Consider the following 18,632-nt stretch of genomic DNA (forward strand, 5'->3'; position numbering starts at 1 on the left):
TCATCATCACGAAAAGGAGCGCTACCATGAGCGCCAAACGGCTTTTGATCATCGCCCACGCGCCCTCTTACAATACGCGCCGGCTGCGCGACGCCGTGATCGAAGGCGCAAGCGACGAGGCGGTCGAGGGTATCGAGGTGCGCGCGCTGGCGCCGCTCGACGTGACTCCTGACGAGATCATCGCCGCCGACGCGGTGATCATCGGCACGACGGAAAATCTGGGCTACATGGCCGGGCTGACCAAGGACGTGTTCGACCGCTGCTACTATCCGTGCCTCGAGCGTACCGAGGGCCTTGCGTTTGCCTTCTACGTTAGAGCCGGGCTCGACGGTACCGGCACGCGCCGGGCCATCGAGGCGATCACCACCGGCCTTCGCTGGCGTTTGGTGCAGGCACCTCTGATCTGTCAAGGCGATTTCGACGAGGCGTTCATCGACCAGTGCAGAGAGCTTGGGCTTTCGATGGCGGCGAGTCTTGAGGCGGGTATTGTCTAGACACAAAAACGGCACCCGAAGGTGCCGTTTCGTCTTTTAAGCTCGCGGGACGTCTTTGAGGCCTATTTCAGCCGCTCGAACACCGTGGCCACGCCCTGCCCCATGCCGATACACATCGTGGCCAAGCCAAGCGTGGTGTCTTGCTGGCGCATCACGTTCAAAAGCGTGGTGCAGATGCGCGAGCCGGAGCAGCCCAGCGGATGGCCAAGCGCGATGGCGCCGCCGTGCAGGTTGACCTTCTGATCGAGGTCGTCCAGAAAGCCGAGGTCCTTCAATACCGGAATGCCCTGGGCGGCGAAGGCCTCGTTGAGCTCGACGGTTTCGATGTCCTTGGCGGAAAGCCCCGCAGCCTTGAGTGCCTTTTTCGATGCCGGCACCGGGCCGTAGCCCATGATGGAGGCGTCACAACCGGCAACGCCGGTGGAAAGTACCCGGGCGATCGGCTCGAGCCCCAGGGCCTGGGCGCGCTCATAGCTCATGATCGCCATCGCCGAGGCGCCCACGGAGAGCGCCGAGGAGGTACCGGCGGTGACGGTGCCGTTACGCGGATCGAACACCGGCTTGAGCTCGGCCATGGACTCAAGGCTTGCATCGCCGCGCACGACTTCGTCGTGCTTGACGTTGACCCGGAAACCATTGCTGTCGTGGCCTTCGACGCCGATGATCTCGTTGTCGAAGTAGCCCTTCTCATTGGCGGCCTTGGCGCGCTGGTGCGAGCGTACGCCGAACTTGTCCTGCTCCTCGCGAGTAACGCCGTGCATCTTGCCCAGAAGCTCGGCGGTCAGACCCATCATCATGGCGGCCTTGGCGGCGTACTTGCTCGCCGCCGGGTTGACGTCGACACCGTGGGCCATGGGCACGTGCTCCATGTGCTCAACGCCGCCAATGACGTACATGTCGCCCATGCCCGCCTTGATGTTGGCCGCGGCGATATGCAGCGCGGTCATCGAAGAGCCGCACAGCCGGTTCACGGTTTGGGCCGGCACGGTGCGCGGAATGCCGGTCATGATCGCCGCGTTGCGGGCGATGTTCATCGACTGCTCGAGGGTCTGGTTCACACAGCCCCAGATCACGTCGTCGACCTCGGCCGGGTCCAGACTGGCGTTACGATCAAACAGCGCCTGCATCACCGCCGCCGACAGGTTTTCGGCGCGCACGTTGCGAAACGCGCCGTTCTTGGCCTTGGCCATGGCGGTACGAACCCCGTCGACCACCACGATATCCCTTGGATTCAAACTCATCATATTTCTCCTGTTCGCGGTGACTTAGGCCTGGTCCTGATAGAAACGCTCGCCGTTTTGCGCCATCTGCTTGAGCTTCTCGGTCGGCGCGTAGAGCGGGCCTAGCTCCTCGGCAAGCTTTTCGGCCTGGGCCACGAAGGTGTCCACGCCCATGGCATCGATGTAGCGCAGCGCCCCGCCCCGGAAGGGAGGAAAGCCGATACCGTAGATCAGCGCCATATCGGCCTCGGCGGGGGTATCGACGATGCCGTCTTCCAGGCAGCGCACGGTCTCCAGACACAGCGGCGTCATCATCCGCGCGATGATGTCCTCGTCCGAGAACTCTTTCTGCTCGCCGGCAACGTCCTTGATGAGCGCGTAGGCCTGATCGTCAGAGACCTTTTTGGGCTTGCCCTTCTTGTCTTCCTCGTAGGCGTAGAAGCCCTTGTCATTCTTCTGACCCAGGCGGTCGTTTTCATACATCACCTGAATGGCGGTCTTGCTGTCGCGGGCCATGCGGTCCGGGAAGCCTTCGGCCATCACTTCGTTGGCGTGCACCGCGGTGTCCATGCCGACCACGTCGAGCAAATACGCCGGGCCCATCGGCCAACCGAACTTCTCCATCACCTTGTCGACGTGCTGGAAGTCGGCGCCTTGCTCGACCAGAAAGCTGAAGCCGCCGAAGTAGGGAAACAGCACGCGGTTGACCAAAAAGCCGGGGCAATCGTTGACCACGATCGGCGTCTTGCCCATGGCGCGGGCGTAGGCGACGGTCGCTGCCACCGCTTCGTCGGAGGTCTTCTCGCCGCGGATGACTTCCACCAGCGGCATGCGGTGCACCGGGTTGAAGAAGTGCATGCCGCAGAAGTTTTGCGGGCGTGCCAGATTCTTCGCCAGCCGGTTGATCGAAATCGTCGAGGTATTGGACGTGAGGATGGTCTCCTCGCCGACGTTCTTCTCGACCTCGGCCAGCACGCCCTCTTTCACCTTCGGGTTCTCGACCACCGCTTCGACGACCAGATCGACGTTTTCGAAATCACCATAGGAGAGCGTGGGGCGAATGTTGGTGAGCTTCTCGGCCATCTCGTCAGGCTTGAGTTTTTTGCGCTCGACCTGCTTGCCAAAAAGCTTGCGCGCCTCCTTCAAACCCAGCTCGATCGCCTCCGGTTTGATGTCCTTCATGATGATCGGCGTGCCCTTGGAGGCGCTCTGGTAGGCGATACCGCCGCCCATGATGCCGGCGCCCAGCACCGCAGTCTGCTTGACCGGGCGGGCCTGCTTTTCGTACTTGCCGGCCTTCTTCTTGACGACCTGGTCGTTTAAGAAGAGTCCGACGAGGTTGAACGCCACGCTGGTCATGGCGAGTTTGGCAAACGCCTTGGCTTCGATCGCCTGAGCGCGCTCGCGCTCCTCGCCGGCGCCTTTCTGGATGACCTTGATCGCCTCGATCGGCGCCGGATAGTGCGGGCCCGCCTTACCGGCCACATACCCCTTGGCGGTCTCGAAGGCCATCATCTGCTCGATGGCATTGAGCTTCAAAGGTGCCTTTTTCTCGGCGCGGCGGTTCTGGTAGTCGAGCTCGCCGGCGTTGGCGCGGTCGAGCGTATCGAGCGCGGCGGCCTCGAGCTGGTCGTGGGGGACCACGGCGTCGACCGCGCCCATCTTGAGCGCCTCTGCCGGGCGATTTTCGCTACCGCCGGCGATCCACTCGATGGCGTTGTCGGCGCCAATGATGCGCGGCAGGCGCACGCAGCCGCCCCAGCCCGGGAGGATACCCAGTTTGGTTTCCGGCAGGCCCATCTTGCCCTTCTCGCTCATGACGCGAAAATCGCAGGTTAAGAGCACTTCGCAGCCGCCGCCGAGTGCCAGCCCGTTGACCGCAGCCACGGTGGGAAACGGTAGATCCTCGATGGCGTTGAAGATATCGTGGACCTTGAGGTTCATCTGCTCGAGATATTCTTCGCCCTTGTCGAACAGCGAATGAAACTCGGTGATGTCGGCGCCGACGATGAAGACATCCTTGGCGCTTTTGATCAGAAGGCCCTTGAGATCGCGCTCACCTTCGATCGCGCTGACCGCTTCACCGAGCTCCTGCACCACGGCGCTGGAAAGCTTGTTGATGGACTCATCCTTCAAATCGAAAGTGAGCGTTGCGATGCTGTTGCCACCTTGGGTGTCACGACGCTCCACCGTGATGGCGTTGCCTTGATAGATCATCCGCGCTGTCTCCACTGGTACGGGCTTTACAGATACGAGCTCTACAAATCGGGCGGGGGCCAACCGCGGGCCTGCCGCAATTTTCATACGGTCGTTTGATCGCTCAAGCTTGGTCGAGTTGATTGTCAAGGTCAAGCCTTTGACAACGCCTCGAGCGGGCGATACGCCCGCAAAACGCTACGTTAGAAGATGCAGCCCTTGCCGTTCAAGGCCTGGCAAGGCTCTATCGACTTTCGTTGCAATCCCTGGGATTATAGGCGTTTTCTCAACGAGTGAATCGCCATGGGTACTTTTCTGACGCCTAACCGCATCGCCCGATGGCAGTCACTTGCCGAACGCATCGTTGTGCGGGTCAAGCCCTGGGCCTTTTTATGGCCCCCTGTCGCCTTCGCTGCCGGGCTCGGCAGTTTCTTTTTGGTGGACCGTCAGCAATGGCTGGGGGCAGCGCTGGCGCTGGGGCTGCTGCTGGCCTGGGGGCTCATGCTCTCCGAAAGCCTTTTATCGCGCATTCTGCGAAAGCGCGGCCAGGAGGGCCTGCCGCGCATGGTCACCACGTTCATCGCCCAGATGATCCACCAGGAAACGCTCTTTTTTACCCTGCCCTTCATTTTGATCACCACGGTATGGAACAGCGGGCAGCTCATCTTTGCGCTACTGGTCGTGGCGATGGCGATCCTGTCGATCATCGACCCGCTCTACTACAAGCTGGCCGGGCGCTCGCGAAGCCTCTACTTTCTATTTCACGCCCAGTGCGTTTTTCTCGTGCTGCTGGTGATTTTGCCAATCATGGTGCACCTGACCACCGGGCAGAGCCTTGCGCTGGCACTCGGCTTGACCGTGCTGATTGCGCTGCCAAGCTTTTGGCATCTGGTCAAGGCGCGAACGCTTACGCGCCTGTGCCTGTTTCTTTTGTTACTGGTAGGCCTTGCGCTCGCAGGCTGGGTCGCGCGGGTGTGGGTACCGCCGGCCACGCTCTGGATGACGGGAAGCGCGCTTTCGCCGGAATTCGATACCGCCAACCGAACGCCGCTGGGTGAGATGACGCTGACGCCAGAGGCGCTGGCAAGCCGCGGGCTCTATGTCTATACCGCCATTCGCGCCCCGCGTGGATTGAGCGAAACCGTGCAACACGTTTGGCACCACAACAGCCAGGAACTGGATACGGTAGAGCTCGACATCAGCGGAGGGCGCGAGCAGGGCTACCGCGCCTGGAGTCACAAGAACAACTTCCCCCAAGACCCGACCGGCAACTGGCGGGTCGATATCATGACCGCCGGCGGCCAGCGGCTGGGGTTGATTCGCTTCGTTGTGGCGGACGATTCCAACGAGGCCAGCGTCGCCGATGGCCGCATTCGCGCCAGTGGAATGAGCCGGCTACACATGGGGCGGTTCGTTGCCGGGCGTGGCGAAAGCGAGGCGAGTGAGGAAAGTGGTGAAAATGAACAAGCGAGTGACAGCGAGGAAGGCGTCGAAACGGACGAGAGCGTTGAAAGCGCCTCCAGCGAGCCCCGCTAATATCCGGCGGGCGCTTGCAATCAGCGCCCGAGGTTATGACAATTCGCTTAACACCCTCACGGATCGTGACTCATGGCTTCAACGATAGGTTTTCGACTTGCCCGTTTACCGCACCTGTGGCGCTCCATTCTGGATCGAAGGCTGGCGCCACTGGGGCTTACGCAAACCCGCTGGGTTACTCTTTACCACTTGTGGCGCCTGGGCGAAGGCCACCCGCAGTGCGATCTGGCCAAGGTGATCGGCGTCGAGGCACCGTCACTGGTGCGAACGCTAGGCCAGCTCGAGGAGCAGGGTCTGATCGAGCGTCGCGCCTGCGACAACGACCGGCGCAGTAAACGCATTTTTTTGACGCCCAAGGCGACACCGCTGCTCGAAAAAATCGACAATGTGGCAAGTCAGGCGCGCGAGGAGATGTTCGCAGGCTTGAGCGACGAGCAGCTCGATAAGCTCGACGAGTGGCTGGGCATCATCGAGTCCAACGGCCTCGCTATCCAGTCCCGCGATCAGCAGGGCCCCACCGCCTAGCGCGAAGAAGCGCTCAGCGCCAGATGATCGGCCTGGCCTGCGAGCGTTAGAGTGAGCTCGCGAAAGGTCTCCAGGTAGAGCGTAAAGCGCTCAGGCCCCTGTGACTCCCACCACCATAGCGTCATCGCCTGGGCGCTGGACTCGATTACCAGCGCATCCGTTGGCAGGCGCTCCAAAAGCGCCTTCAGCGAAGCGTCGGCCGCCGTTGGAAGCGGCCTGAGCGGCGCGATGCGCCAGCGCCAGCCGGCGTGAAAGTGTTCCAGCGCCTCGCTTGCGTGGGCGTCGCGCACCAGTACGAAATTCGGACCAGGTGCTTTCTGCGCGTAGGCAAAACGGTAGCCCGGCATGAAGCCCTTGAAGTTATGCAGCGGCGGCGCGGCCAGTTTCACTTCTACCCCTTCCTTGCGCGCAAAGCTTCGCAGCGCGTTCTGCCGCGTTTGGCGCGGGTTGGGTTTGAGCCACATGACCGGCGCGGCCACGAACAGCACGACGCCCAGCACGATCAACCATTCCATTTACGACGCCCCTCTTTCAACCGATCGATACTTGCGTTAAAAAAACCCGCGTTTGGGCCGTTGTGAACCCCAGGCGTTGCGCTTAAAGTAAACATTACCCGACAAAGGTGCTCTTTGTTGCTTATTGCGAAGGAGATGGGCCATGAGCTATCACCATATTCTGGTCGCGGTTGATCTGACCAAGGACTCCCACCGGGTGCTCGAGCGCGCGATCGCCGTCTCGCAGCGAAACGAGCACGCCAAAATTTCGATCATGCACACCCTGGAGCCGCTCGGTTTCGCCTACGGCGGCGACATTCCGATGGATTTGACCAGCATTCAGGATCAGCTGGATGACCACGCCAAAAAGCGTCTGTCGGAGATCGCCACGCCCCACGTCAAGCCCGAAGACCAGCACGTGGTGGTCGGCATGCCGGATACCGAAATCCATCGTTTCGCCAACGATCACAGCGTGGACTTGATCGTGGTGGGCTCCCACGGCCGCCACGGCTTCGCGCTGCTGTTGGGCTCCACCTCGACCGGCGTTCTCCACGGCGCGCCCTGCGACGTACTGGCGGTGCGCGTGGGCCAAAAAGGCGAGCAGACCGACGAATGATGTCGCGCCACTGCTAGCGCAAGGCGCCCCGCGGGGCGCCTTTTGTCTTTCAAACTATTCCACATCCTGCCAAATCCAGCCGGCCTGTCTACTCGCCCGCCATCGCCTCGAGCTCCATCCAGCGCTCCATCGCTACCTCAAGGCGATCCTGTACGCCCTGCAGCTCGTTCAGCTTGGCCGTCACCTCGGTGGCAGGCTTTTGATAGAACGTTGGCTCGCCGATCACCTTCTCAAGCGCCGCTACCTCGGCTTCCAGGGCTTCGATCTCGGCGGGCAACGCCTCCAGCTCGCGGCGCAGATTGTAGGAGAGCTTGGCCGACTTTTTCGCCGGGGCGCTTTTGGGCTTCTCGGCACTTTTCGCTTCAACCTTGCCGGTCGGCTCGGTGTTCTGGCGCGCTGCGCCCTCCCAGGGCGCCGGTGGCAGCTTCCCGCCCTGGCGAATCCAGTCGCTGTAGCCGCCCACGTACTCGCGCACTGCACCCTCGCCTTCGAACGCCAGCATGCTGGTCACCACGTGATCCATAAAGGTTCTGTCGTGGGAAACCAGCAACAGCGTGCCGTCGAAATCGAGCAGCAGCTCCTCCAAAAGCTCGAGGGTTTCCATGTCCAGGTCGTTGGTCGGCTCATCGAGCACCAGCACGTTCGCCGGCTGGGTGAAGAGTTTGGCCAGCAGCAGCCGGTTGGACTCGCCGCCGGAAAGCGCCTTCACTGGCTGGCGTACCCGGTCCGGGGTGAACAGGAAATCCTGCAGGTAGCTCATGACGTGACGGTCGCGCCCGCCAACGCTGACTCGGTCGCTGCCCTGGGCGACGTTGTCGTAAACGGTTTTCTCAAGCTCCAGGCCCGCGCGCAGCTGATCGAAGTAAGCGACCTTCAGATTGGTGCCAAGCTGGACGCTGCCTTCGGTGGGTTCGAGTTCGCCGAGCAGGATCTTCAGAAGCGTAGTCTTGCCCGCGCCGTTGCGGCCCAAAAAGCCGATGCGGTCGCCGCGCATGATCTCGAGGTTGACGTTATCGAGGATAACCTCGTCGCCAAAGCGCTGGCTAACACCCTTGAGCTCGACCACTCGCTTGCCGGTGCGCTCGCCGCTGTCCACGGTCAAATTCGCGCTGCCCTGGCGCTCACGGCGCTGACTACGCTCGGCGCGCATCGCTTCCAGCGCACGCACGCGGCCCTCGTTACGGGTACGCCGCGCCTTGATGCCTTGGCGAATCCAGGTCTCTTCCTGAGCAAGCTTCTTGTCGAACTCGGCGTTTTCGCGTGCCTCTACCTCGAGCTCGTGCTGCTTGCGCGCCTGGTACTCCTCGTACTTGCCGGGATAGCGGCCGAGCTTGCCCCGGTCGAGCTCGAGAATGTTGGTCGCAAGTTTCGACAAAAACGCCCGGTCGTGGGTAATCAGCAGCACGGCGCCGTTGAAGGCGAGAAGTTGCTCCTCGAGCCAGGCAATGGTGTCGAGATCCAGATGGTTGGTGGGCTCGTCGAGCAGGAGAAGATCGGGCTCGGAGACCAGCGCGCGAGCCAGCGCCACGCGGCGACGCCAGCCGCCGGAGAGCGCGTTCATCTCCGCTTCCGGCGGCAGCCCCAACCGGGTAAGCACGACGTCGATGCGCTGGTGAAAGGACCAGCCGTCGATTGCCTCGATGCGCGTTTGAAGCGCCGCCATCCGGTTCATGTTCGGGTCGGCGGCGTTGATCAGCTGGTGGTACTCGGACAAAAGCTCGCCGGCTTCCGGCAGGCCCATGGCCACCACGTCGAAGATCGTCATGCCGGAGGACTCCGGCAGCTCTTGGGCGAGCACGCCGACCTTCAGGCCCGGCGCGCGCCAGACGGTGCCGTCGTCGGCCTGGATATCGCCGGCCACCAGTTTCAAAAGCGTCGACTTACCGGTGCCGTTGCGACCCACCAGCGCCAGCCGCTCGCCCTTCTCTACCGTAAGCTCCGCGCGGTCCAGCAGGGTCTGTGTGCCGTAGGCCAGTTGTAACTGCTCAAGTCGTAACAGGGTCACGCGGTATCCTCCATGTCGTCAGGCGCACAGTGTAACGCATGGCCCGGGGGAACGGTGAAATCGAATCACCGCTGCCCGACCCAACCGGCGCCGACGCCTCAGAGCCCGCTTCGGATACGCTTCTTATCCAGTTTGCCGACGCTGGTCTTGGGAATCTCGTCGACGATGCGAATGTCCTTCGGCACGCCCCAGCGGTTGAGCTTGCCCTGCTCGACGAAACGCTCCATGAAGGAAATCAGCGCTTCAAACGAAGGTGGTTCGTTCAGGTTTTGGGGGACCACCCAGGCAATCGGCCGCTCGCCCCACTTATCGTCGGCAACGCCGACCACCGCCACTTCGGCGACTTCCGGGTGCTGACTCAAAAGGCTTTCGAGCTCGAGCGACGAAAGCCACTCGCCGCCGGTCTTGATCACGTCCTTGATGCGGTCGCTGATGGTCAAAAACCCCGCCTCGTCGATCGAGCCCACGTCGCCGGTGTAAAGCCAGCCGTCGCGCCAGAGCTCTTCGCTGCGCGCCTCCTCCTTGAAGTAGGCCTGGGTGAGCCAGGGCGCGCGAACGCGTACCTCGCCAACGCTTTGGCCGTCCCGAGGCTGTACCTGGCCGCTGGGGTCGACCACGTCGATCTCGACCAGCGGCGTGGGCAGACCGGCCTTGCAGCGCCAGCCAAGCTGACTGTCGAACGGTGCCTCTTCGACGTGGCGCGGCAAAATGTCGACGGTCAACAGTGGGCAGGTCTCGGACATGCCGTAGGCACTTCGGGTGTCGATGCCCAGCGCCCAGGCACGCTTGGCCAGGCTTTCGGTCAGGGCGCTGCCACCTATCAGCACTCTCCAGCCGGTCAGATCCACCCGATTAGAGGCGACCGCTTCAGTGGTGAGCACCATGTTGAGCAGTGTCGGCACGCAGTGGGAGAAGTCGACCTTTTCCTCGACCAGCAGCTTGACCAGCATCTCGGCGTCGTAACGGCCGGGATATACCTGGGTGGCACCCAAAAGCGTGGCCGTATAGGGCACGCCCCAGGCGTGAACGTGAAACATCGGCGTGATCGGCATGTACACCTTGTCGCGGCTCAAAAGCTCTACGCCGGCGGCCTGAAAAAGGCTCGCCTCATTGAGCGTGTGCAGCACGAGCTGACGATGAGTGAAGAACACCCCTTTCGGGTTGCCGGTCGTACCGGTCGTATAGAAAAGCGTGGCCACCGCATTTTCATCGAAGGTGGGAAAGTCGTATTGATCTAGCTGCTCGCCGAGCAGCGCCTCGTACTCGCCAACGACGTTGAGTGGCGTATTTACCGCTTGCGGCGTCTCCTGGCAGAGCACGTAGCCGCGTACCCGGTCTAGCTTTGGAGCCAGTGGTTCGAGCAGCGGCAAAAAGTCCTCGTGGGTCAGCACGAAAACGTCCTCGGCGTGCTCCATGGTGTAGAGAATCTGCTCCGGCGCCAGGCGCACGTTCACGGTATGCAGCACCGCGCCGATCATGGGAATGGCAAAAAAGCACTCCAGATAGCGGTGGCTGTCCCAATCGAGCACCGCCACCACGTCGCCGGCCTCGACGCCTTGGGCGGTCAGCATCTGCGCAAGCTGATGCACGCGCTCCTCGAAGCGGCGATAGTCGTGGCGGCAGTGATCGCGGTAGACGATCGGGTTGTCGCCGGCAACGCGAACTCCGGCGGTAAGAAGGTCCCGAATCAACAGCGGCGGGTTAGTCGCCGAGGCGGTGGCGGGCAGAATTTTGGGAGTGACGCTGGGCATGGGCGGCTCGCTTTTTATTGGCGTGTTAAACGGCTGTTTGATCCTCAATAGTGTTCACTGCCCGTTTATCTGGTGCAATCGGTTCATCCTGCTGCTTTGGTATTAGCCGGGCGTCCCCCTCACCCGTTACAATGGCGCGATTCGATTCCGCCGATAAGGCGCCCACCTGCAGGAGCCGGGTTTGACCACAACCGACACGTCATCCTTTTTACCCGAGGCGCTGTGTTTTCGCCCGCGCGAGGCGCTGGTGGATATCGGTGCCAACCTGACCCACGAAAGCTTCGAGCGCGATCTGAACGCGGTGATTGAGCGCGCCCAGGCAGCCAACGTGACAACGATGATCGTGACCGGCACCGATCTCGCCCACGCCGAACAGGCCGTGGCAATGGCCGAGCGCTTTCCCGGTCTTTACGCCACCGCCGGCGTCCATCCCCACGACGCCAGTCATTGGAGTGACGCGCTCGCCCGCCAAATGGCAGCGCTGCATAAAGAGCCTGCTGTAGTGGCGGTCGGCGAGTGTGGTCTCGACTTCAATCGCAACTTCTCCACCCCGGCGGAGCAGGAGAAAGCGTTCGAGGCGCAGCTCGGGCTTGCCGCCGACAGCGGCTTGCCGCTGTTTCTTCACGAACGCGACGCCGGTGCGCGCATGCGCGATATTCTCAAGGCCTGGCGTGACGATATTTCCAAAGCGGTGATCCACTGCTTCACCGGCGAGGCGCAGACGCTCTACGGCTATCTGGATCTCGATTTGCATATTGGCCTGACCGGCTGGATCTGCGACGAGCGCCGCGGCCATCACCTGCGCCCGCTTTGTAAGGACATTCCGCTCAACCGGCTGATGCTCGAAACCGACTGCCCTTATCTGCTGCCGCGCAATTTGCCGACCAAGCTCAAGGGCCGCCGCCACGAGCCCGCTTTGCTGCCCTGGATCAGTCGGGAGATCGCCCACTGGGCCGGCGTCGAGGAAGAGACGTTGATCCATGAAACCACCCGCACCGCCCGGCGCTTTTTCAATCTCGATAGCGCCTTGAAGGAGAGTTAACGTGGCCGACATTCCCGGATTTATCGCCATCGAAACCGGCGAGGAAGATGGCCTGCCGCTGGCAGTCGCCTGGTCGCTGCCGGATGGGCGCATCAAACAGACACTGATTCAGCCCGACGACAGTTGGATCGATGAGGATACCAACGTCTCCGGCGCCTACAGCATCGAAGAGCTCGAAAGTTTGGGCGTAAGCCCGCTGGACGTGATTCGCGAGCTCGAAACCGACCACTTCTCCGCCACGCTCTACACCAGCGACAACGGCGAGGACGAAGCGGCGCTGGCTCGCCTGTTCGATACCTATGGGCTGGACCCTTTCATCGAGCTTGCCCCCGCCCACGTGCTTTACGATCGGCTATCGAGCGGCGAGTGGCACCGTCTGCGCGGCGACACCTTCAGCGACCGAGGCCTCGAGCCCATGCGCGCCGAGCACGAAGTCGAGGTGATGCTCGCCCTGCACCAGCGCTTGAGCGAGCGCGACGACTAGTCAGCTGCTTGGGCACCGAGCGTCTCAGTGCCGAGTGCCGCGGTGCCGAGCGCCTCAATGCCCGCATTAATGGCTTGCTCGAGCGTATCCCCCTGCTGATAAAAGCGTGATAGCGCCCGGCGAAACGCCCGGGCGCGAAGCGGCAGCCCTTCGCGCTCGAAACGCGCGGCACGCTCGAGCACGTTCGCCTCAAAAGCGGCACGGTCGACCTCGACCGCCCCGCCCAGGTTGTCGACGCTAACGTTGAAGGCGCGCCCGCAGGCCTGGGTGAAGAGATACTCCAGCGCTTGGGGGGCAATTTCGGCGCGCTCGAAGGCCGCTTGCTCGTCGGCGTCGCGCCCATCCGGCAAATACCAGTAGCCGTAATCCTCCTGTTCGCGACGTTTGGCGCCGGCGATGCACCAGTGGCTGATTTCATGCAGGGCACTGGCGAAGAAGCCGCGCGCAAAAATGACCTTGTGATACGGCGTCTTGCTCGTTGCCGGCAGGTAAAGCGGCTCGTCGCCGCCCTTGATCAAGCGGGTGTGGTAGGTGCAGGCGAATACGCCATCAAACAGCGCGGTGATATCGGCCAGCGTCCAGCGCTCGAGGGTCTTGGTCACTATCGCATCACTTCAAAAAAAGGGTGGAAAACAAGGGGTGGGAAAACGCGGCCGCCGAGCCCCGTTTACAGGCATCAGGCGGCGAAATTTGCTACGCTTGCGCCCTTTCATCGACTCCCTCACGTGGAGGAGCCTTACCGTGGGCGCCGCCGTTCATCGTATCAAATCCCTCTACTGGCCCGAAACTCGCCTGTTGGTCGCGCTGGCCCTGCCCATCGTGGGCGCCCAGCTCGCCCAGGCCGCCATCGGCGTGGTCGATACCATGATGACCGGGCGCTTTGGCGCCACCTCGCTTGCCGCCGTCTCGGTGGGCTCGAGCCTCTGGACGCCGTTGATGCTGTTCATGACCGGCACGCTCATGGGTGTGACGCCGATCGTTGCGCATCTGCTGGGCGGCCAGCGCACCGAGGACATTCCCAGGGCGGTTCACCAAGCGCTTTGGGTCGCGCTGGTGCTTGGCATCGTGGCCGCCTTGTTACTGCATACCGCGACGCTTCCCGTGTTCGAGCGCATGGACGTTCCCGAAGCCGTGGCGCGCGAGGCGAGCGCGTATCTGGGCGCGGTCGCGTTCGGCATGCCGGGCATCGCGCTTTTCCAGGCGCTGCGCGCGTTTTCCGATGGCATGAACCATACGCGCCCGGCGCTCTGGATCAGCCTGATCGGGCTGTTGATCAACGTGCCGAGCAATTACGTGCTGATCTACGGCGGCGACGGCCTGACCGATCTTTTCGGCGCCTGGCTACCCGCCCCGCTTGTTACGCTGCCCGCGCTTGGGGCGCTGGGCTGTGGGATCGCCACCGCCCTTTCCATGTGGTCGATGGCGCTGGCCATGGTTTTCTACACGGCGCGAAGCCGTAGCCGTAACTATCAGGGCATTTCGCTTTGGCAGCGCTTATATCGCCCGTACTGGGCCGGCATTCGCGAGCTGATCGTCGTCGGTATGCCGATCGGCGTGGCGATCTTCGTCGAGGTGACGCTGTTCACTCTGATTGCGCTGTTCATCGCAAGCCTCGGTGAAGTCACCGTGGGCGCCCATCAGATCGCGCTAAGCTATACGTCGCTTTTATTCATGCTGCCGCTGTCGCTGAGCATGGCGCTGACGGTGCGAGTGGGCAACACGCTCGGCCAGGGGCGCCCGGCGCACGCAAGGCTCGTCGCCTGGAACGGCATCGCGCTGAGCATTCTTATCGCCGCGGTCAACAGCGCGTTTTTATGGCTGAGCGCGAAGCCGGTCATCGCGCTCTATACCGCTAACCCGGAGATTCAGGCGCTGACGCTTTCAATCATCTCGCTGGCGGTGGTTTTTCAGCTCTCCGATTCGCTACAGGTGAACCTGGCCGGCGCGCTCAGAGGCTATAAGGACACCCGGATCGTCATGGTGATCACCGTACTCTCTTACTGGATCGTCGGCCTGGGCGGCGGCTACTGGTTAGGCAATCGAGGGCTCGGCGGCCTCACCGGGCCGCTAGGCGTTCACGGCTACTGGATCGGCCTGATCGCCGGGCTAAGCACCGCGGCGCTGCTGCTTGGGTGGCGCCTGAAACGGATCAGCCTGAGGTAAGCGTATGAAACGCCCCCTGTCGATGATAGGTACACTGGTTTCAGCGCTGCTGCTGAGCGCCTGCGGTAATGGCGAGGATCCGGCCTGGCAGGCGTATCACCGGACGCTGGAAGATGCGCTTAACGCCGCGCCGATCGCGCGCGAGGCGCCCTCCAACATCGGCGCCTTTCCCGCCCGCCGCGAGCGGCTGCTCGACGTGCCGGAAATCCGCGAAAGCATGCTCAACGTCTACGCGCTTCGCGAGTGCGATATTACCTCGCTAGTCGCGGCGCGCAACAACCAGCTTGGGCGCGTCGCCCCTCCCAGCCAACACTGGCTATACGAGCGCGAGCTGTGGCAACGTCTCGAGCGCTGCTCTCAAAGTGATATCGCCGAAGGGCTGGGTGAAAACGACCGAGCGAGACTTTTAAACCTGACCGAACTCAAGACCGAGCAGCTGCCCGCCGTGGGCTTTAATGCGCTGTTCGACTCCGAGGAGTGGGAAAAGAACTTCTCCCGCGCGAGCCAGCCGCTCGAATTGACGGCGCTGCCAGACATGGCCCGCGAGCTCGACGCGCTTGGCTATCTCAAGACGATGGTCCTCAACACCTACAGCCTCGAGTGGCAGGCGGACTCCGCCACTCTCGAGCATCATCTTAAAGCCCTTCAGGCGCGCCCGCTGACGGCCGAAGTGCTGCGCACGCTGTTGTTGGCGGCCAAGCGTTTGGAGGAGGCCAACCGGCTGCTCGCGAATCATCTGCCCACGAACAATCTACCCACAACCAATCTGCCCGCCGCTCAATGCCTCCCACCCTGGCAAAACGACGGGCTGGCAAACATGGCACTTGCCGCCCGGCGCTGGCTTGGCGCGGTCAACGCCTTGATCGATGCTCATGAGGTGGAAGCCCCCACGGCGGTGGCCGACTATCAGCGCCGGTGGCTCTCTTTGGAGACCATAAACGCCCCTTGGCCACGCTTTGAAGCCGCGCTAATGGAGCACCTTGCGCTTCGCACTGCGTACCCGGTCTGTGCGCTGGATCAGGGCGTTGATTAAAAATTAGGTAGGTTCTCTTAACCTGGCGCCCAACCTGTGCTATTGGTTGAAATACGCGGTAGGCAGTTTCGCGCCTATCAACGTCGTGACCACGCAGCACCAGGAGGGACACTATGGGTCGAACCCATTCACCCCACTCTGCCCAGGTCATCGACCTGGAAACCGCGCGCCAACGTCAGCAGGCGCGAAAGTGCGTGATTCGTCTAGCTCCCGAGCTCGACGGACTCGAGATGGTTTACCAGCTCGCTGCGAGTCCCGACACCTATTACGGCCTGCCGATACTGGCGTGGGGCTTGCGCGACGACGGCAACGTCGTGGGTCTGGTGCCCTGGATGAACGGGCTGTGCGCCTGCAACGAGCTCGACAGCCAGGAAAACGGCCATTTCGTTGGCTATCGGGACCCGGAAACCGAAGAAATTTTCGAGCTGCCGCCGGAGCACAAGCACGCCGAACTCGTCGCGGCAGCCGACTACTTCGAGTATGAATTCTCGAAGGATGTGGCGCTGATTCAGCAAATTCCCGATACCCTTGGCACCCATGCGCTGTGCATGAACCAGGAAGATGCGCCCTGGCACATGAAGCCTGTGTTCGGCTGGCGTCTTTATAGCAACGGGACGGTCGAGGCGCTGCTCGCCGATGAAGAGAAAGCGCAGATGTCGCCGATCATCCTGGGTGATGCGTGCTTGTTCGACGCCCATACCCGCTATCAAACCATTTACTTCTTCCAGCGCCACATCGCCAATCGTATTCTCGAAGAGGATCCGGCCACACTGGAAGCGCTGGCGATGATGGTCGTGCCCGACGACGAGTAATGTCAGGCGCCGCTCGATGGATTACGCCAGGCGAATGAAGTAGCGGTATTCGCCTTCGTTTTCACGCTGGGTCATCAGTTCGTGGCCCAGAAACTGACAGAACTTCGGCACATCGCGCGTGGTGGCCGGGTCGGTTGCTACGACTTCAAGTACCTGCCCGGCACTCATGTCACGAACCTTGTTATGCATAAGCATAATGGGCTCGGGGCAGTAAAGCCCGGTAGTATCCAGAGTAGCGTCACTGGCGGGCGTCGTATCAGTCATCTCGGGCCTCGGTAAGGAAGTGGCATATGGTTAAAGTTATCATCGAACGGCGCATCATGCCCGGCCTCGAGCAGGAGTACGAACAGGCGGCTCGCGAGGCGATGCGTGTCTCACTCGGCGTAAGCGGCTTCGTTAGCGGTGAAACGCTGATCAAGATCGGCCAGCCGGATCGTCGCCTCATGATCACCAAGTGGCGCGACCTGCGCGCCTGGAAAGAGTGGCACCAAAGCGAGGCGAGAGCCAGAGCGATGGAGCAAATTTTGCCGCTTCTCACCGAAGACGAAACCGTACAGGTATTCGAAGCCGCCCTCTGATAATTGACGTCCCGCTCGCTGAGTCGCAGGTTTAGTTAGTCAAACGTACGTGAACCGTCACCTCTTCACGATCGTGATACAGGTGGCGACAGCGAATCTCGGCACCGACTCCTGCCTCTTTCAGTGACTCCTCCAGGGTGGCCAAACAGCGCGTCACTTCGTCCCAACGTTTTTTCATCGGCAGTTTCAAATTAAAGATCGCCTCGCGGCACCATTGGCGCGTCAGCCAGCGCTCCACCATGGTCAGTACGCGAACGGGCTTATCAACGATGTCGCACACCAGCCAGTCCAGCCGCTGGTCCGGCGCCCAAACGAAGCCGTCCTCTTTCAAATGATCGACCTGGCCGGTTTTCATTAGCGCCTTGTCCATCGGGCCATTATCGATCGCGTAGATGTACATGCCGCGTTGAACGAGCTGCCAGGTCCAGCCGCCAGGGGCAGCGCCCAGATCTGCCGCCTGCATGTGTTCGGCAAGCCGGGTGTTCCACTCCTCGCGAGGGACGAACTCGTGCCACGCCTCTTCGAGCTTGAGCGTCGAGCGGCTGGGCGCGCGCGAGGGAAAGCGTAGCCGGCGAATGCCATTTTTGAGCTCGCTGCGATTGCCGGGAAAGCTGATGGCAAGCTGGACCCGGTCGCCGCCGGTCCAGAAAACGTGCAGCCGCCGACCGCCGGCCTTACGCCTAAGCGCGCCGCGCTTGGTCAATAAACTCTCCAGCGGCTTGGTCAACGCCTTGATCAGCCCCGCCAGCGCCTTGCCATCGTTGGTATCCGGAGTTTCGTGCCAGATCTCCTCGAAGCTCCAGCGGCTTGATTTGATCTGCTCGAGAATCGGCGTGAGCCGGTCCTCCTTCGAAAGCGAAAGCGCAGCCAGCGCGGCCAGACTCTGACGCGCAAAGATGAGTTTGTCGAATCGCGCGTCGCGATGCAGCGCGTTGATCGGCTCGTCGTCGGTTCGCGTTAGGCTCACCCAACCCTCACCCAGCGCGGGAACGCAGGGTACGCAAGCCAACGCGGCGTGGTGCTGCATCTCCGCCAACGCATCGGGTTCAAAGCCCGGGCGACAGTACACAAGCCAGGTTGCGGGCGCTATTTCACTCACGGTTGACTCCACTTTGTGCCGATCGTATTGAATTCGAGGCGCATCATACCATCGCAGGTCACGTTATCGGGCTCGCGAGCGGCTTATTTACCAGAAGCCCCCGCCGACATCATTTGCCACGGCGCGCTTTCGATAGTTCCGGTAATAGCCCCGGCAATAGTCCCGATACAAGAAAGCCGCCCCTGGGGGCGGCTCTCTTTTAGCGGACGACGAGTATCAATTCTCCGCGGCGTCCTCTATATCTTCACCCGCATCTTCGATGCTCTCGCCAGCGTTTTCAATGCTGTTATCGATATTCTCGCCCGCTTCTTCCGCCGGACCCTGATCGTTATCGCAAGCTGCCAGTCCGCCAGCCATCAGTGCGATCAAAGCGGCCATCAATAGTTTTTTCATCGTGTCTCCTTTCATTTTTTACGCTCCTTTTGCCGAATCAAACGACCTATCCATCATACGGTTTTTGTTCAGTGAATGACAGCCGCCGGCTTTTCATAGTCCAGCTATCGGGCAATCAAGTTCTCGGGCGAGTATTTTTCCACGCACAAAAAAATCCCCCGCCTCGGAGAGACGGGGGATTTTTCGGGATA

19 protein-coding genes are annotated in these 18,632 nt (G+C 61.7%); 10 read left to right on the top strand and 9 right to left on the bottom strand.

From position 1 onward, the window contains the following. Positions 1 to 26: 26 nt before the first annotated feature. The gene (locus ACGLWX_RS17745) at positions 27 to 494 is read left to right on the top strand and encodes a flavodoxin family protein (protein ID WP_396241729.1); all 468 of its coding nucleotides are present in this window, start codon (positions 27 to 29) and stop codon (positions 492 to 494) included. 62 nt (positions 495 to 556) lie between these two features. Here the strand turns inward: ACGLWX_RS17745 and fadA are convergent, their stop codons facing one another. Together fadA and fadB are read right to left on the bottom strand one after the other, a co-directional pair. Continuing rightward, the gene (fadA, locus tag ACGLWX_RS17750; RefSeq protein WP_396241731.1) at positions 557 to 1,735 is read right to left on the bottom strand and encodes an acetyl-CoA C-acyltransferase FadA; all 1,179 of its coding nucleotides are present in this window, start codon (positions 1,733 to 1,735) and stop codon (positions 557 to 559) included. Positions 1,736 to 1,759: 24 nt separating this feature from the next. Next, positions 1,760 to 3,931: a fatty acid oxidation complex subunit alpha FadB gene (gene fadB, locus ACGLWX_RS17755; RefSeq protein WP_396241733.1), complete on the bottom strand. Its 2,172-nt coding sequence runs from the start codon at positions 3,929 to 3,931 to the stop codon at positions 1,760 to 1,762. A 282-nt stretch (positions 3,932 to 4,213) separates the two neighbouring features. On the opposite strand from fadB, the gene ACGLWX_RS17760 reads away from it, so the two are divergent. Then, complete coding sequence (locus ACGLWX_RS17760) at positions 4,214 to 5,446, top strand: DUF5924 family protein (protein ID WP_396241735.1); 1,233 nt, start codon at positions 4,214 to 4,216, stop codon at positions 5,444 to 5,446. A gap of 72 nt (positions 5,447 to 5,518) precedes the next feature. Then, the gene (gene slyA / locus ACGLWX_RS17765) at positions 5,519 to 5,971 is read left to right on the top strand and encodes a transcriptional regulator SlyA (protein WP_396241737.1); all 453 of its coding nucleotides are present in this window, start codon (positions 5,519 to 5,521) and stop codon (positions 5,969 to 5,971) included. On the opposite strand, the gene ACGLWX_RS17770 is transcribed toward slyA, so the two are convergent. Beyond that, positions 5,968 to 6,486 (bottom strand): preprotein translocase subunit YajC, encoded by a 519-nt coding sequence (locus tag ACGLWX_RS17770; RefSeq protein WP_396241739.1) that lies wholly within the window; start codon positions 6,484 to 6,486, stop codon positions 5,968 to 5,970. The genes slyA and ACGLWX_RS17770 overlap by 4 nt on opposite strands. A gap of 142 nt (positions 6,487 to 6,628) precedes the next feature. Here ACGLWX_RS17770 and ACGLWX_RS17775 point away from each other — a divergent pair, with 142 nt between their 5' ends. Further along, positions 6,629 to 7,081, top strand: a complete 453-nt coding sequence (locus tag ACGLWX_RS17775) for a universal stress protein (RefSeq protein WP_252109757.1) — start codon at positions 6,629 to 6,631, stop codon at positions 7,079 to 7,081. An 88-nt stretch (positions 7,082 to 7,169) separates the two neighbouring features. Here the strand turns inward: ACGLWX_RS17775 and ACGLWX_RS17780 are convergent, their stop codons facing one another. Both ACGLWX_RS17780 and ACGLWX_RS17785 read right to left on the bottom strand, forming a co-directional pair. Further along, positions 7,170 to 9,086 (bottom strand): ATP-binding cassette domain-containing protein, encoded by a 1,917-nt coding sequence (locus ACGLWX_RS17780; RefSeq protein ID WP_396241741.1) that lies wholly within the window; start codon positions 9,084 to 9,086, stop codon positions 7,170 to 7,172. A 98-nt stretch (positions 9,087 to 9,184) separates the two neighbouring features. Then, positions 9,185 to 10,837 (bottom strand): fatty acid--CoA ligase, encoded by a 1,653-nt coding sequence (locus tag ACGLWX_RS17785; protein WP_396241744.1) that lies wholly within the window; start codon positions 10,835 to 10,837, stop codon positions 9,185 to 9,187. 181 nt (positions 10,838 to 11,018) lie between these two features. Between ACGLWX_RS17785 and ACGLWX_RS17790 the strand changes: the two genes are divergently transcribed. Together ACGLWX_RS17790 and ACGLWX_RS17795 are read left to right on the top strand one after the other, a co-directional pair. Beyond that, the gene (locus ACGLWX_RS17790; RefSeq protein WP_396241746.1) at positions 11,019 to 11,879 is read left to right on the top strand and encodes a TatD family hydrolase; all 861 of its coding nucleotides are present in this window, start codon (positions 11,019 to 11,021) and stop codon (positions 11,877 to 11,879) included. Between the two features lies 1 nt (position 11,880). Next, positions 11,881 to 12,363: a hypothetical protein gene (locus ACGLWX_RS17795; protein ID WP_252109761.1), complete on the top strand. Its 483-nt coding sequence runs from the start codon at positions 11,881 to 11,883 to the stop codon at positions 12,361 to 12,363. Here ACGLWX_RS17795 and ACGLWX_RS17800 read toward each other — a convergent pair. Continuing rightward, positions 12,360 to 12,965 carry an elongation factor P hydroxylase gene (locus tag ACGLWX_RS17800; protein WP_396241748.1) on the bottom strand — a complete coding sequence of 202 codons (606 nt, stop codon included), beginning with the start codon at positions 12,963 to 12,965 and terminating at the stop codon, positions 12,360 to 12,362. The two genes, ACGLWX_RS17795 and ACGLWX_RS17800, sit on opposite strands and share 4 nt — an antisense overlap. Positions 12,966 to 13,104: 139 nt before the next feature. On the opposite strand from ACGLWX_RS17800, the gene ACGLWX_RS17805 reads away from it, so the two are divergent. The 3 genes from ACGLWX_RS17805 (at position 13,105) to ACGLWX_RS17815 (ending at position 16,371) form a co-directional block, all read left to right on the top strand. Further along, positions 13,105 to 14,526: an MATE family efflux transporter gene (locus ACGLWX_RS17805; protein ID WP_396241750.1), complete on the top strand. Its 1,422-nt coding sequence runs from the start codon at positions 13,105 to 13,107 to the stop codon at positions 14,524 to 14,526. A 4-nt stretch (positions 14,527 to 14,530) separates the two neighbouring features. Then, positions 14,531 to 15,559 (top strand): DUF3080 family protein, encoded by a 1,029-nt coding sequence (locus ACGLWX_RS17810; RefSeq protein ID WP_396241752.1) that lies wholly within the window; start codon positions 14,531 to 14,533, stop codon positions 15,557 to 15,559. 113 nt (positions 15,560 to 15,672) lie between these two features. After that, a complete protein-coding gene (locus tag ACGLWX_RS17815) occupies positions 15,673 to 16,371 on the top strand; it encodes a hypothetical protein (protein WP_252109765.1) in 699 nt (232 codons plus the stop codon). 21 nt (positions 16,372 to 16,392) lie between these two features. Here the strand turns inward: ACGLWX_RS17815 and tusA are convergent, their stop codons facing one another. After that, positions 16,393 to 16,635, bottom strand: a complete 243-nt coding sequence (gene tusA / locus ACGLWX_RS17820) for a sulfurtransferase TusA (protein WP_252109766.1) — start codon at positions 16,633 to 16,635, stop codon at positions 16,393 to 16,395. A 26-nt stretch (positions 16,636 to 16,661) separates the two neighbouring features. Between tusA and ACGLWX_RS17825 the strand changes: the two genes are divergently transcribed. Continuing rightward, complete coding sequence (locus tag ACGLWX_RS17825) at positions 16,662 to 16,949, top strand: antibiotic biosynthesis monooxygenase family protein (RefSeq protein WP_396241754.1); 288 nt, start codon at positions 16,662 to 16,664, stop codon at positions 16,947 to 16,949. 31 nt (positions 16,950 to 16,980) lie between these two features. On the opposite strand, the gene rlmM is transcribed toward ACGLWX_RS17825, so the two are convergent. Further along, positions 16,981 to 18,048, bottom strand: a complete 1,068-nt coding sequence (gene rlmM / locus ACGLWX_RS17830) for a 23S rRNA (cytidine(2498)-2'-O)-methyltransferase RlmM (RefSeq protein ID WP_396241756.1) — start codon at positions 18,046 to 18,048, stop codon at positions 16,981 to 16,983. 216 nt (positions 18,049 to 18,264) lie between these two features. Continuing rightward, on the bottom strand, positions 18,265 to 18,456 hold the full coding sequence (locus tag ACGLWX_RS17835; RefSeq protein WP_252109769.1) for a hypothetical protein: 192 nt from the start codon (positions 18,454 to 18,456) through the stop codon (positions 18,265 to 18,267). Positions 18,457 to 18,632 lie beyond the last annotated feature (176 nt).

This window comes from Halomonas sp. HMF6819 (assembly GCF_044335525.1).
Taxonomy (GTDB): Bacteria; Pseudomonadota; Gammaproteobacteria; order Pseudomonadales; family Halomonadaceae; genus Vreelandella.